Below are 13,508 nucleotides of genomic sequence, written 5' to 3'. Positions count from 1 at the left end.
AGCATTTTAGGCACAGGCGCTTCATGACGCCTGTTGCCCTGCACCGCCGCCCACCGGCGCATCGCCGGCGTGGATGCCGTTCGACAGCCAGGACAGATCCCCGGCGTCGGTGTTGGTCGCGTGGACGCTTGGCCGACGGGCGCTGTAGCGCACGATCGATACGGAGGCAGGGCTTACATTAATGCGCTGGAACAGGTCGAGGTGCATACCCAGCGCGTCGGCGAGGATCGATTTGATGACGTCACCGTGACTCACCGCCACCCATACGGCTCCTGGCCCGTACTCGGCTTCGAAGGCTGCATCGTGGCGTCGGATTGCTGCTACCGCCCGGGCCTGCATCGCGGCCATGGATTCACCGCCGGGAAAGACGACGGCGGACGGCTGCGATTGCACAGCCGACCACAGATCTTCGGTTGCGAGATCAATGAGCGTGCGGCCCTGCCACTGGCCGTAATCGCACTCGGTAAGATCGGGTTCCAACGGCGCATACGGAGTGCCAGCCTGGCGATCGAGGATGAGCTGGGCGGTCTGCTGACAACGCTCGAGAGGGCTCGATACCACCCCAACTAAGGGCACTGCCTCGAGCCGCTCTCCGGTCAAAACCGCCTGCTGGCGCCCGACCTCGTCCAGGCTGACGCCGGCGGCCCGGCCGGCCAGCAGTCCAGTGGCATTGGCTGTGGTGCGTCCGTGCCGCACGAGAAGAACTGTCGCCATCCACCTAGCCTAACCATCCACTCGGACGGCAGTGTTTACCCACCCTTTGGGAACTTGCCGCTGGCCCCAACCAAGCAATTCTGAAAGACCTTGGAACCTCAGAAGGTCAGGTGAGGGCGAAAGCGGCTCAGGGCTTTTTGTAGCCCGGGTTGTGGACATGGTCAGCGGCCGGTTCGAGTTCCTGGAAAAGCGTCACCTGAAGGCCGGCCGGCGCCGAAAGCCGGGAGTTCAAGGACCGCCACGGGGTTTCCCGCGGCGTGGCGATCAATTCAGCTCCCGCTTCCACAAGCTCAGTGGTTACAGCTGCTGTGTCGTCCACTTCGAAGGCCACCCGGAGCCTGGCACTGGGCTGGCCATCCGCTTCCACCCGGTCGATGAGCTTTACCTGGGCCGGGTTGGACAGCTCAAGGGTGGCACGCCCGGCATCCAGTATCGTGACGCGAGCGTCGCCCTCTCCCTCGTAGGCTTCCTGCTCGGGGAGGCCCAGTACATCGCGATAGAAGATCAGGGCCGCTTCGTAGTCCTGAGCCTCCACGACGAGGCGGAGCTGGCGGACGGTGGGCTTAGGGGCGTCAGTAGTCATGCTGTAGCGTACGCCGCTGGCATTAATCTGTGGAGCCGCCGTCGCCTAACAGCGGTTGCGAAAGTTCCGCCTCAAGTTCGCTGATGCTGGGCAGGGTTGCAGTGAATTCCTCAGGCAGAGCCCGCACGATCTCGGACTCCCACTCGGCAATACCAATCGGCTTGGAGAAGCCACGCAGCGAATACTCTGCCACCACATTGTTCTTGGTCTTGCACAGTAAGAGCCCGATGGTCGGCTGGTCCTGGGCGTGTGCAAGCAGATCATCAACGGCCGACATATACATGTTGACCTGACCCAGATACTCGGGCTTGAACGCGGTGGCCTTGAGTTCGATCACCACGAAGCAACGCAGCTTGAAGTTGTAGAACAGCAGGTCAGCGAAGAATTCGTCGGCGCCGATGGTCAGCCGCACTTGCCGGCCCACGAACGCGAAGCCTTGGCCCAGTTCCAGCAGGAATTTCTCCACATGCAGAATGAGTTGGCCCTCGAATTCGCGTTCGTTTCGCTTGCCCGTCATGGAGACGAAGTCAAAGACGTATGGGTCCTTGAAGGACTGCTGGGCGAGATGAGAGTCCGACGGCGGCAACGTTGACTTAAAGTTGGTGATGGCCTTGCCGGAACGTTCATACAGCCGCGTTTCGATTTGCTGACCGAGAAAGCTATGGGACCACCCTTCCTCTATGGCGCAGGCCATGTACCAGAGCCTTTCCTCAGGCACTGCCAGCTTCTCCAGCAGCAGCACGTGGTGGCTCCAGGGCAATGTTGCAGACGCCATCTGCAACATTGTGATGTCCGGCCATGCGCTGGCAAAGGCCTTCATATAGCGCAGATTCCGGGGCGAGAAGCCCCGGGCGTCAGGAAACCTGGCCCGAAGGTCGGCCGACAGCCGGGTGACAACCTTCGAACCCCAGCCTTCTTTCGATTCACGTTCCAGCAGCTCGCGTCCAATAGACCAGTACGAGTGCACGAGCTCCTGGTTGGCCGCCGAAACTGCCCGGTACCGGCCCGAGCTGATCTCCTGGGCAACGGATTGCAATAACTCGGGGTACCAGTCCGGCATTCCGGAAGCCGCTGGCGTTGATTCGAAAGACGCAGGAGAAGACATCGGCGGGTGGGTTCCTTTCGGCGTGGATATTCCACGAGCCAAGGTATCGGCGGGCACAGACATTCCTGACGTGCACAGTTGAACGCCACGGGGCCCTAGCCTGCGAGTTGGTTTCCTCGCGTCGATTTGGGCCATGGATTCCATGCACCGGCTCCGGGCAGGGGCGGAGCCGTTGAAAAGTAGCTGTGCCCCGTAGGCGTGGTGAGTTGCAGGGTATGGCGCGGCCCTGGCCGAGGCCTGGCCTTCCAGCCCGAAACTTCCTTTGTGTGGTTGCAGGCTTCGCAGAGTCCTGCCCCATTTGAGCCGCTGGTTGGGCCGTCAGTGTGCCACGGAATAATGTGGTCGAAATGGCGGATGGGCGCGTCACAGTAGGGCGTGCGGCAGGCATCATCACGGGCAGTCAGGAAGCGCCGCAGACCTGCCGGGAAGAGCCGGGCCTTGGAGTCCATGGCCAACAGCTCGCCCGAGGCCGGAGCGGTATAGAGCCTGCGAAGCCAGACCTTGAAGGAGTCAGGCGAAGAGTCAGCGGAGCCAGCGGTGACAGCAGGGTCAGCGCCACCAGTCCCGTCGGTTCCGGTTTTCCCAGCGGACCCACGTCCTCCGAGCTTGATGGTTTGCCGGGCCCAACCCGCCGGGACCACGCCATAGCCCGCCAGGCGGGCTGGCTCGCTGTCCCCCTGGAAAAGAGTGCGGTCCGTCATAACGAGCTGGATCTCCACGCCGGAGACGCCCCCAGGAGTACCGGTGACGCGTTCCACGAGGGCATCGGCCATCAGCTGCCCGCGGGAACGAGTCTCACCGGCAGAACGGGCGGTGTCGGCATGCCGGCTGAGTGCTGCGTGCACCGCTACGCCTTCGGCGACAGGCAGCAGCGCGGTCAGGTAAGTCATGGTGTCCGGCGCCGGGCGCAGACTGACGCACCGCTCCGAGGCAGCATGGCTGGCCCGTTCGGTCATGGAGCGGGGATCCCTGCGGTAAGCAGCTGCACGTGCCGCTGCGATGATGGCACGGTCTCCGGCGCCAGTGAAGGTTCCCTGATCTGCGCTGAGTTCCTCATCCACTGCGCAGCGGTCTTCAGCGCTCAGGCATGCCGTCTCCTTCACCAGCAACGTGGCACGCCATTCGTTCAGCTGGCCACTGTCCAGCGCGGCCAGGGTGTGCGGCATCTCAGTGACAAGGGCTTTGGCAAGGCCCAGCAGGCGGCCTCCGCGCGCAGGGGACTCGCGCCTGGCAAGGGCAATCTGGGCGCCGACGCCCTGCCCTTGTTCCTGAGCCGGGATTCCCTGTTCGGCCTGCTTTTGGCGTTCGAGGCCATCAAAGGTAACCGCAAGCCGGGCTTGCTCACCGCTGATGGCCGCTTTTAAGTCCTCAAGCCCGCGGATCCTGTGGATCAGCCCGGCGCTGTCAGAAGAGCGCCGGTTGCTTTTCGCGGCAGAAATCAGGACACGCACGGCCTCATGCCAAGGGTCCACGTCACGTTGCGTAGCCGCCTCATGCGGTTCGGTTTGCCGAGCACCTTCCATAGCCAAAGTCTTCCATCGACCACTGACATTAATGGGTGCCGCCGGCGCTCATGCCCTAAGCCACCAGCCGTAGCGGCCTTTCGCCTAAGCGGACTGTGATTTCCTGCCCCCACGAAGCGCTGAGGCGGTCATCCTCCATGCCGTCGCCAACACCACAAGCTGATCGGACGCCACGGTAATCCGGAGTGCTTCGCCGGCCTGCAGCACACCCTCGGTCAGCGACGTGCCGCTGATGGGGGAGGGCCAGGCCTCGCGGACGAACCAAGCGAGCCGGGGGTCCGTGGGAGCCGGCAGAGCGCGTCCTCCACGCTCGACGGCGATGGATGCACACCATCCGGTGGCGCCTGTGCCGGTGGAGACAATCAGCCCGGACGAGGACTGCCGTTCCGTCTGGCCGTGATGGGTGGTGAGTTGGTACCGGGCTGACTGGTGGGAGGCGTGCCCGATGAAGACCTCGTTTAGGGCGGAGAGTTCCTGCCCGTCGTCGAGGATTGCTGTCACGGTGGCGAGTTCGGCACAGTTCCATTGCGCGGGCCCCGCTGTGGCAGCTTTGTTAAGAAGCTTTGCCGCTGCGGCCAGCGTGTGCCGGACCAGGACGCCGGGATTTGCTCCTGGCTCGGGATCAATGCCGATGACTGGCTGGCCGTTGAGGTACTTCGCCGCGTTTGCCACCAGTCCGTCCTGACCCACCACCGCGATGATGTCCTCCGGTGTCAGCAGGAAACGGCTCAGATCCGTGCGCTCCACCTCGGCTTGGCGCCACTCCGACGGAATCGCGGCCCTTACCGTAACCAGGGCTGCGGTGATCCGATCGTGGCGCTCCTGGACATCCTGCAGGTTGCGGCCCCGGGTGCGGAGGAAGAATTCGGCCTGGCCCCGGGTGGCGTGCCGGTCCAGAAGTTCCTGGAGCTCGGTCCGCCGGTGGACGATGACTAAACGCGGTTTTGCCATGACGGGATCCTACTTGCCGGATGTGCCAGTGTTGCCAGCGAGGCCGGCGCTGCCTGCGGCCAGAGGGCCTGCAGCAACCGGGGCGGGGCCGCCGGCTGGTTCCCGGAAAAGCCCGGCCAGCGCACCGCTCAGCAAATCCGGAGTGATGGTGAGGTTGCCGATGTTGGGCAGCGATCCTGCGGCCTCCCGCAGCGCCAAAGCCAGCAGCGTAGCCTGCTCCATACCCCGGTAAACCTCCATGGTGGCGGCCTCTCGGGCCGCGGCTGCATCGCCCACCAGCCGGATCTGGTTTGCTTCCGCATCTGCGCTGATGCCTTGGCGCTCGGCCAAGGCGTGCGCGTCGATCAGTCCGGCCGCGGCCTTTTCCTCTGCCGCACGCCGGGCATTGGCGCCTTCCTGGGCCACCAGGTGCTCGCGGCGGGTGGCCAGTTCGATCTGGCTGGCCATCTCGTTCTCGGAAATGGTTCGCTCACGTTCGACGGCGACGGCGCGGCGTTCGTAGACGGCGCGGTCTGCTTCCGCCTGGAGCTGTTCGCGGACCGGCGTCTGAAGGGCCCTTTCGACGTCTGACTCGGGCCTGACGGCCAGAACCTGGACTCCAAGGATCTCAATACCAGTCGACAGGAGTCGGGTGTCCGCCCGCAGGGCCTCGGACAGCACGGTGCGCAGTTGGCTCACCCCACGTGCCAGGGCCTCAGCGAGGGTTGTGGTTGCAATCTGGTCGATGGCGTGGCTTTGACACAGCTGGCCGATGATGGTGGCCACCTGTTCCCTCCCGGTAGCCGGGCCCGCGCCGGCCGGCTGCAGGCCGAAGTCGAGCCGGCTGGACACGGCCACCGGGTCGATGAAGCGGTAGGTCACGTTCGCTTGGATACTGACGTCCTGGTGGTCACGGGTAATGGCGTGGAAGAGGGTGGGCAGTTCCTGATCATCAACGGGAATCTCGCTCAGCACGGAGTTCGCGGGCCGGTACCAGAAAGCCTGCCCAACTCCCTGGTGGCGGACAGCGCCCTTCTGAAGGTGTACAACGTAGCCGGTGGGGCTGCCCAGGAAATGGTTGATCCAGGGGTAGCGCTTGATGTGGGCCATGACTTCTCCTGAGGTGTTTTCTCGTCACTTTGACGATAATGAAAGAATAGCCATGACCGCGATTTATTGTCAAGGTGACGATAACTTCCTAAGATGAGCTCATGCCTGAACACCGCCCTTCTGACCCCGCACTCTTCCCGGTCACTGTCGACGTCGTCGCGCTCACCGTGGCCGATGGCACCCTCAAGGTCCTGCTTATTACCCGGCTCATCGAGCCCTTCCGCGGCCGGCTCGCCCTCCCCGGCGGCTTTGTGCTTGCCGGTGAGGATCTGCCAACCGCAGCCGCCCGCGAACTGGCGGAGGAAACCGGCGTTGAACAGGTCCCCGGGCATTTGGAGCAGCTGGGGAGCTATGGGCCCAAAGGGCGTGACCCTAGGGGGGATGTTCTCACAGTGGCTCACTTACTGCTTGCTCCGAACTTCCCGGTGCTGTCTGCCGGAAGCGACGCCGAGCATGCCGCTTGGTATCCTGTCAGCCGCGTCCTTGACGGCGACCTGAAGCTGGCCTTCGACCATGAACGCATCCTCGCTGACGCCGTGGAGCGGGCCAAGTCCAAGCTCGAATACTCACCGTTGGCGGCTGTCTTTTGCGGCGAAGAATTTACCGTCGCCCAGCTGAGGGCCGTTTATGAGGCGGTGTGGGGCAGTCGGCTCGATCCCAGGAACTTCCACCGTAAAGCGACGGGGACGCCCGGTTTTCTGGAGGAAACCGGGCGCATGACGACGGGCGACGCCGGCCGCCCAGCTGCGCTTTTCCGCCTGGCCGGGCCGTCCCGGCCAGCGGCAGGGCAGCCAACGCGCGCCGTCCTCAACCCGCCCCTCATGCGGCCGCGTGACTGACGCCCGGCAGGTCAGCTGGCGCTGCCGCGACCACCGGCGGCTGGCGACCGCTGGCTCTGCCACCCGACGGATGGCGCGGAGACTGCTCTAAGGAGCCGTGAATTAACGAGAACAGCCCCCGCTCGCGAATGATGCGCGCGGGGGCTGTTTCTGATTGAGAGGTTGTTGAGAGTTAGGTGTGCGCCATTCCTGGTGGATTGGGACAGTCTGTTGGTTTGGAGGCCTGCCCGGGTGCCCCTGTTGCTCAGTACCAGTTGTTGGCGGCGCGGAACTCCAGGGCTTTGGCCGGGGAACCATGGCGCTGCTTGATGTAGCTCAAGCCTCGCTCCACCTGGCTGGGCCGCCACTTGGTTGACGTGTCCCAGAGGGCGTTGAGGGCATTCATCTGTTCCGGACCCCATCCATACGACGCAAGGCGGCCGCTGGCATATGAACGCGTGTCCACTGCTTCTTCTGCCGTGCCGCCATCGGCTGCGGACGGCACAGCTGTTGCCGTCGGCGAGGGAGCCACTGATGCGGTCATTGGCGCGGGTGCAGCGGTGGTGGCCGGAACTGGTGTGGTGGTGGGTGCCGGCACAGCGGGGGCTGGTGCCGGTGACGCAGGTGGTGCGGTCGTCGGGGCAGGTGTGCCCGCCGGGGCCTGCGCTGCCGGCGGCGCGGCAGGCGATGCCGGTGCCATGGCAGGAGGCTGAAGGTTTACGGACGGGCCTGTCGACGGCGGAACTGCGGCGGGGGAAGCAGCTACGATTCCGGCCAGGGTGGGCGCGTCAACCGGCATGGGAAGGTCGGCGACGGTTGGCAGCGAGGAGGCAAGTGAACCGCCGGCCGCGGGTACGTCAGTGGTGCCGGGAACGGCCTCTGCCGGCCCGCTGCCCGCTGTGCCCGGGGGAGTGGAGGTGCCTGGCGTGGGGGCGGTGCGGCCGTTCACATATGTGGGCCGGGATCCCATCGTGGCCCGTGTTGCGTCCTTTCCAGCCGGGGCGTCCTGGGCGGACGCCTCCTTACCGAAAAAGGGCAGTTCGGTGGCTTGGCTGGCGGTACCGACGGCAAGCACCACGGCCAGGGCGCCGGTAACGACTGCCATCCGGTGACCCATGACCCGAACCGAAGCTGCTTTCCTCAGGATGGCCTGGGGATCGGAGCTGAAGGCGGCGGCTCTCTGCGGGGTTAGTGTCGGGGCAGGAACGTCGTTGGCGGCCGCACCACGTGCAGCCTCCTCGGGCTTCCCGGCCTCGCGTCGCGCCCTCCCGCGCCGGAGCGCTGTGGGAGCAGCACTGGGCGCCGGCGTAGCCAGGACTGCGGGTGCGGCTGTGAGTCCGTTTTCCGGAGCGGGACTCGAGGACGCTACGACGGGAAGTGCTTCGGTTGCGGGAGATGCTGCCTCCGCCCTGGGCGCTGATTGCGGTGCAGGCGGCACCTCGAAGGCCGGGCGCCTGTCCCTGCTTCGTCGCAGTGCCGCGGAGGCCTGTCCCGCGGGGGAAGACCCGGCGTCTGGCTTTTCCGCTTCGGAACTCGTTGGGGTGAGTGGAGTGGTGATGGCGTGCGCAGTGTCTGCGCGGTGTCGCCCGGCCCGAAAAGGGCGCGACTGATCCAGCGAACGGGACATGATGGTTGCCTCTCAACGCCTGCGGAGTTAGCTGTCGGGTTCGGAAGAGGTCAACCGGCCGGCACGTTAAACGTGACGGCTTCACCCCAAGGGCCGCTGGGCAGCGGCCCGAAGACTGTGGGTCCCCCGTCTCTGCCTTAATGTGTCGGGAGTCCGGGATGTGGCAGAGCTCGGCGTCAGCCCGGACGCGGCCCGATCTAGATGGGCCACCCCAAAACCGTACAGGAACAGCCCCCTAAAGTCACGTTTAGGTAACAAGGAAATCCGGGTCGGTGCGTCACCTTGCTCATCCCCGCATTTCAGCGGCCTGCCAAGTGTTCCATCGCTCCTCGTAGTACCTGTCAAAGCGGGCACGAGCCATCCGTCCCAGCCTCTCCACGGTGTGCCAGCTGATAAACGCCACCAGGAGGGTCAGCAGGATCGCCGCCACAGCCACGAGTGGCGGCAGATCCGCCGTCGAGCCTCCGTTGAGCCAGAGAATGACGATGTAGTTCCAGAGGTACGCCGAGTACGAAATTGTGCCCAGGGCCTGCAAGGCGCGGGTCCACGCCGGCATCATCTTAGTTCGCGACGCGGCCAGCACCACCAGGACGGCGGCGGCGGCCATGGCCAGCGGCCCGCCAAGGAAGAAGAAGGCCGGCGACTCGTTGGCCTTGGGGACGAAAACCAGGGTGGCCAGGACAAATACGGAGGTCAGCAGCGCTGCCTGCCGGAGACGGTGGCCTTTGAACCAGCCGAAAATATGGACACGGTACATCCGCACGCCGGACCCCACGATCAGCCCGAGGCCCCACGTCGTGGGCAGGGCATAAACCAAGGAGTGAAGCTGCGGGGCGAGGATGAGCATCGCCAGCACGCTCGCCGTCATCAGCGAAAGGACGACGGCGGCAGACCAGCCCAGCAATCTTCCCTGGCGGTGCCGCCGCATCGCGAAGAGCAGCAGCGCCGGCCAAATCAAGTAGAACTGTTCTTCCACCGCCAGGGTCCAGAGCGGTCCGATGGCCATGCTGACATCGAAGGGCAACGGCAGGTCCTTCAGGTAACCGAAACCTGCCAGCAGGGTGTAGCCGATGATTCCCTTTGACCTGTCCCCGAGCACGTCTGCAGTCAACTCAACGACGGCGTACACACCAAGGAAGGCCACCAGCGCAGGGAGCAGCCGGAAGGCACGGTGGGCGTAAAAGCGTCCGTACCGGATCCTGCGATGCCTTTCCACGTCCTTAAGCAGCACGCCGGTGATCAGGTAACCGCTCAAGACGAAGAAGACAATGACGCCGACGATGCCGGCACCCTGGAATATTCCGGGCCAGGAATGCCCCAAAAGTACGGCACCAACCGCGGCACCGCGAAGAACGTCCAGGCCATCGAGCCGGGGCAGCACCGTGGTTCGCGGAGCAGCCACTGCCGCGGGTCTATCGATAAGTAAGGTCACATATCCTCCGGGAGCCTCTGCACGGGCGGTTCCAGGTTCAGCTCAATCAAGGCAAAACCAACCCTTGTCTGACGTGAATGTGATTGTGGCGAGCGTGCGCCGTCTTCCAGTCTCTCGGACTTTTCTGGACGAAACCTGACGGTCAGGGCATCGCCGCTATCCTTAAGAGATGACTGCCGCAGCTGAATCCACCGTTGTCCTTGACGGTCGCTTCGCCCGAGAGTTCGCTGAAATGGCCATTCCCTGGCGGGCCGAGGAGGCTCCTGACCCGCGCCTTCTTGTCCTAAACGGGCAGCTCGCAACAGAGTTGGGCCTCGATCCGGCCTTCCTGGAAACCCCGGAAGGGCTTCTGCTGCTGATCGGAAACCGTGTCCCTGCGGGTGCCACACCGGTGGCGCAGGCCTATGCAGGCCATCAGTTCGGCTGGTACGCCCCGCGTCTGGGTGACGGGCGGGCCCTTCTGCTCGGTGAAGTGGCGCACGCGGACGGCCGGCTCCGCGACCTCCACCTCAAAGGCTCCGGGCGCACACCGTTCGCACGCGGCGGTGACGGCCTCGCCGTCGTCGGGCCCATGCTGCGTGAGTACATCGTGAGTGAAGCGATGCACGCACTGGGCATCCCCACCACCAGATCCCTCGCCGTGGTGGCAACGGGCCGGCCGGTCCAGCGCGAAACCGTGCTGCCGGGAGCCGTGCTGACGCGGGTGGCCAGCAGCCATCTGCGCGTCGGCAGCTTCCAGTACGCCCGGGCCGCGGATGACATCGGCCTCCTGCGCCGCCTCGCCGATTATGCAATCAGCCGCCATCACCCAGCTGCCGCCGGGGCTGAGAATCCCTACCTTGCCCTGCTTCAGGCTGTCGTCGCAGCCCAGGCCTCGCTGATGGCGCAGTGGATGCTGGTGGGGTTCGTCCACGGTGTGATGAATACGGACAACATGACCATTTCCGGCGAGACCATCGACTACGGTCCGTGCGCCTTCCTGGATGCGTTCAATCCGGCCGCCGTCTACAGCTCCATCGACGAGGGTGGCCGGTACGCCTACCGCAACCAGCCGCTGGTTGCTGAGTGGAACCTGTCCCGGCTCGCCGAAACGCTCCTTCCGCTCATCCACGAGGACCAGGACGAAGCGGTGGCGCTGGCGGTGGAATCACTGGAAGCGTTCCGCGGGCAGTACAGCACCGCCTGGTCCGCAGGCATGAGGGAGAAGCTGGGACTGCACCGCAACGCCGACGACGACGCCACCTCGCCTCTGGTCGATGAGCTGCTGGCTCTCCTCCAGGAAAGTCCGGTTGACTACACCTTGTTCTTCCGTAACCTTGGGATGGCCGCGCGCGGCCAGGCAGAGCCCGCGCGGCGAATGGTTCTGGCCCTGGCGGCGTTCGATGCGTGGACGGAGCGCTGGCGCGCCTTGAACCCCGACGCCGGCCTGATGGACCGGGTCAACCCCGCCTACATCCCCCGGAACCACCTCGTGGAGGAGGCCCTGGCTGCCGCTACAGAGGGGGATCTGGATCCGTTCAGACGGCTTCTTGACGCGGTGACCTCACCCTACGAAGAGCGCCCCGGCCTGGAGCGCTATGCTGCCGGCGCGCCGGAAGACTTCGGCCCGTACCGGACTTTCTGCGGCACCTGACCCCCTGCGGCACCTCACCCTGCGGAATCTGAACTCCGTGGAATCTGAACAGGGCAGCTATCCGGCAGTGTCCGGCGTCGTGTCTGCACCCTTGAGGCGGCCCAGTTGGGTGCGCGTGAGTTCAACATCGCCTTCCGGCAACGCATCCCCGTGGCGAAGCACGATCTTCCACTTGCCGTCCTCGCGCCGGAAGATTGTTGTTACCCGCAGGGTGTAGGGAAGTGGATTCGCCCCTGCCACCGATGCTGTGGTGTGCTCGATGCCCACGACATACGCCAGGTCCCCGCTGACCTCGGCGGCAGTAACTTCGTAGTCGAATGCGGTGCAGTTTGAAAAGCGGCCCGCCAGGACCTCGAAGAAGGGGATCACCTCGTCCGCACCGGTAACCGTCCTGGCAGCACCGAAAAGAGTCACGGGATCGGTGCGGGACCAAAGGGCCGTGCGGGGTCCGGCATCGCCGTTGTGCAGGGCTGTGTCGGCCGCCGTCAGAGCGGGCATAACCTCCGCCAGGAATGCATCTGCATCGTCCATGGCAATCCCTTCGTTGTGGCTTACGCCTTCATTTTGGAGAGGCGCCGGCCTGGCCGCAAGGGTCTGGGGAAACTTGGTACCCTTGCCCCGCGGCTGAGTTCGGAGGAGGATATTCGGCACGATCGAGGAAGGCCCGTCATGATTGAACTTGGCAAGTTTGAGAAGTATCTGATCGAGGAATTCTTCGACGATTACCGCGCCGGGGCCATGACGCAACGCACGTTCACGCGGCGGGTGGCGTTTATTACTGGAAGCATGGCAACGGCGTCCGCGGCGATGCTGCTGGTCGGCTGCACACCGGACGAGGTGCCGGGCAGCAACGACCCCATGCCGAGTCCCGAGGGGACCAGCGCAGCAACCGGTACCGGGTCAGCTGCTGCCGCGGACGGTGCAGTACCCGGGGCGAAGAGCCCGCTGTCCGTGCCGGAGGGAGTGCCAGGATTAACGACGGCGACTGTCCGGTTCTCCTCCGGCGGTACCGAAATCAGTGCTTATCTTGCCCGGCCGGAGTCGGGTGCAGCCGGACCGGCAGTGCTCATCTGCCATGAAAACCGCGGGCTCGTGCCGCATATCCAGGACGTGGCACGCCGTTTTGCGCTGGAGGGCTATGCGGCCTTGGCGCCTGATCTGCTGAGCCGCGAGGGAGGGACCGCCAGCCTGAACGCGGATGCCGTTCCCGGTGCGCTGACGCGGGCCGGGGCGCAACGGCACCTCGCAGACTTCGCTTCGGCTTTTAGCTACCTGCAGTCCCAGGACTTCGTGGATCCTGGGCGGATCGCCATGAACGGTTACTGCTTTGGCGGCGGGATCACCTGGCAGGCGGCAACGGAATTCCCCGGGCTAAAGGCCACCGCAGCCTTTTATGGACCTGCTCCCGATCTGGACAAGGTGTCCGCGATCAGGGCCGCGGTCTTTGGTGTGTACGCCGAACGTGATCAACGGATCACCGGTGCCATGCCGGCTCTTAGGGACGCGCTGGAATCCCATAACATCCGCCACCAGCTGACCGTCTATCCCGGCGTCGACCATGCGTTCCACAACGATACGGGGAACCGCTACGAGCAGGCCCAGGCTTCGGCTGCCTGGGGCGACACACTGGCTTGGTTCCGCCAGCACGTCTGACGCGTGCCGAGCCCAATGTGGCCGGGACAGACGTTGCAGGGCGGGCTACGGTTCGTGCCCGCACACCCGCCCCGGACAGTGGCCCATCAGCCGACAGGGTGTCCGTGGTCGCAGGTTGATTCCCCTTCCCGGACCTCATGCCCCTGGATGCACGTCACTGCCGGCGGCAAGGGAGAGTCGTGGGATATGAAAAACAGGCTGCTCGGCCCGTGGCTCACACCCGCGTCCTCCCGCTGAAGCCAGGAGCGGTGCCCGTGCTTCTGCTTCCCGGGGTTTTCCTCGCTCTTTTGGTGATGCCCAAACGGATTCCTGATCACGATAACCGCTTGCCTTCCACTGTGCCTCCGCTGCGACGATGCAGCGATGAACCGGTGCATCTA

General features: G+C 64.8%; 11 protein-coding genes, 1 pseudogene and 1 riboswitch. Of the genes and pseudogenes, 3 read left to right on the top strand and 9 right to left on the bottom strand.

The genetic code is table 11. The features are described from left to right. Window positions 1–21 precede the first annotated feature (21 nt). The 6 genes and pseudogenes from F8G81_RS14055 to F8G81_RS14030 all read right to left on the bottom strand — a co-directional run bounded on the left by F8G81_RS14055 (window position 22) and on the right by F8G81_RS14030 (window position 5,965). Window positions 22–714 carry an MSMEG_4193 family putative phosphomutase gene (locus F8G81_RS14055; RefSeq protein ID WP_267275338.1) on the bottom strand — a complete coding sequence of 231 codons (693 nt, stop codon included), beginning with the start codon at window positions 712–714 and terminating at the stop codon, window positions 22–24. A gap of 127 nt (window positions 715–841) precedes the next feature. After that, window positions 842–1,297, bottom strand: a complete 456-nt coding sequence (locus tag F8G81_RS14050; protein WP_267275337.1) for a VOC family protein — start codon at window positions 1,295–1,297, stop codon at window positions 842–844. Window positions 1,298–1,319: 22 nt separating this feature from the next. Next, entirely contained in the window at window positions 1,320–2,459 is a 1,140-nt protein-coding gene (locus F8G81_RS14045; RefSeq protein WP_267275336.1) for a PDDEXK nuclease domain-containing protein, read from the bottom strand. Between the two features lie 38 nt (window positions 2,460–2,497). After that, window positions 2,498–3,925, bottom strand: coding sequence for an HNH endonuclease (locus F8G81_RS14040; RefSeq protein ID WP_267275335.1), 1,428 nt, complete (start codon window positions 3,923–3,925; stop codon window positions 2,498–2,500). A 55-nt stretch (window positions 3,926–3,980) separates the two neighbouring features. After that, window positions 3,981–4,876: pseudogene (locus tag F8G81_RS14035) on the bottom strand (hypothetical protein). 9 nt (window positions 4,877–4,885) lie between these two features. Then, window positions 4,886–5,965 carry an SPFH domain-containing protein gene (locus F8G81_RS14030; RefSeq protein WP_267275333.1) on the bottom strand — a complete coding sequence of 360 codons (1,080 nt, stop codon included), beginning with the start codon at window positions 5,963–5,965 and terminating at the stop codon, window positions 4,886–4,888. 101 nt (window positions 5,966–6,066) lie between these two features. Here F8G81_RS14030 and F8G81_RS14025 point away from each other — a divergent pair, with 101 nt between their 5' ends. Beyond that, window positions 6,067–6,804 (top strand): NUDIX hydrolase, encoded by a 738-nt coding sequence (locus tag F8G81_RS14025; RefSeq protein WP_267275332.1) that lies wholly within the window; start codon window positions 6,067–6,069, stop codon window positions 6,802–6,804. Window positions 6,805–7,048: 244 nt separating this feature from the next. On the opposite strand, the gene F8G81_RS14020 is transcribed toward F8G81_RS14025, so the two are convergent. Both F8G81_RS14020 and F8G81_RS14015 read right to left on the bottom strand, forming a co-directional pair. Then, the gene (locus F8G81_RS14020; protein WP_267275331.1) at window positions 7,049–8,410 is read right to left on the bottom strand and encodes a hypothetical protein; all 1,362 of its coding nucleotides are present in this window, start codon (window positions 8,408–8,410) and stop codon (window positions 7,049–7,051) included. Between the two features lie 2 nt (window positions 8,411–8,412). Beyond that, window positions 8,413–8,596, bottom strand: a riboswitch (cyclic di-AMP (ydaO/yuaA leader). 100 nt (window positions 8,597–8,696) lie between these two features. Continuing rightward, on the bottom strand, window positions 8,697–9,812 hold the full coding sequence (locus tag F8G81_RS14015; RefSeq protein ID WP_267275330.1) for an acyltransferase family protein: 1,116 nt from the start codon (window positions 9,810–9,812) through the stop codon (window positions 8,697–8,699). A 199-nt stretch (window positions 9,813–10,011) separates the two neighbouring features. Here F8G81_RS14015 and F8G81_RS14010 point away from each other — a divergent pair, with 199 nt between their 5' ends. Continuing rightward, the gene (locus tag F8G81_RS14010) at window positions 10,012–11,475 is read left to right on the top strand and encodes a protein adenylyltransferase SelO (RefSeq protein ID WP_267275329.1); all 1,464 of its coding nucleotides are present in this window, start codon (window positions 10,012–10,014) and stop codon (window positions 11,473–11,475) included. Window positions 11,476–11,532: 57 nt separating this feature from the next. On the opposite strand, the gene F8G81_RS14005 is transcribed toward F8G81_RS14010, so the two are convergent. Beyond that, complete coding sequence (locus F8G81_RS14005) at window positions 11,533–12,006, bottom strand: YybH family protein (protein ID WP_267275328.1); 474 nt, start codon at window positions 12,004–12,006, stop codon at window positions 11,533–11,535. Between the two features lie 138 nt (window positions 12,007–12,144). Here F8G81_RS14005 and F8G81_RS14000 point away from each other — a divergent pair, with 138 nt between their 5' ends. After that, the gene (locus tag F8G81_RS14000; protein WP_267275327.1) at window positions 12,145–13,128 is read left to right on the top strand and encodes a dienelactone hydrolase family protein; all 984 of its coding nucleotides are present in this window, start codon (window positions 12,145–12,147) and stop codon (window positions 13,126–13,128) included. Window positions 13,129–13,508: the final 380 nt, after the last annotated feature.

Source organism: Arthrobacter sp. CDRTa11 (assembly GCF_026427775.1).
GTDB lineage: Bacteria > Actinomycetota > Actinomycetes > Actinomycetales > Micrococcaceae > Arthrobacter.
This window is presented reverse-complemented; position numbering and strand designations above follow the sequence as displayed.

Coding starts and splice junctions, on each gene's coding strand:
- F8G81_RS14050 (WP_267275337.1), bottom strand. CDS start 1,297: ATGACTACTGACGCCCCTAAGCCCACCGTCCGCCAGCTCCGCCTCGTC.
- F8G81_RS14025 (WP_267275332.1), top strand. CDS start 6,067: ATGCCTGAACACCGCCCTTCTGACCCCGCACTCTTCCCGGTCACTGTC.
- F8G81_RS14000 (WP_267275327.1), top strand. CDS start 12,145: ATGATTGAACTTGGCAAGTTTGAGAAGTATCTGATCGAGGAATTCTTC.
- F8G81_RS14055 (WP_267275338.1), bottom strand. CDS start 714: ATGGCGACAGTTCTTCTCGTGCGGCACGGACGCACCACAGCCAATGCC.
- F8G81_RS14010 (WP_267275329.1), top strand. CDS start 10,012: ATGACTGCCGCAGCTGAATCCACCGTTGTCCTTGACGGTCGCTTCGCC.
- F8G81_RS14040 (WP_267275335.1), bottom strand. CDS start 3,925: ATGGAAGGTGCTCGGCAAACCGAACCGCATGAGGCGGCTACGCAACGT.
- F8G81_RS14020 (WP_267275331.1), bottom strand. CDS start 8,410: ATGTCCCGTTCGCTGGATCAGTCGCGCCCTTTTCGGGCCGGGCGACAC.
- F8G81_RS14030 (WP_267275333.1), bottom strand. CDS start 5,965: ATGGCCCACATCAAGCGCTACCCCTGGATCAACCATTTCCTGGGCAGC.
- F8G81_RS14005 (WP_267275328.1), bottom strand. CDS start 12,006: ATGGACGATGCAGATGCATTCCTGGCGGAGGTTATGCCCGCTCTGACG.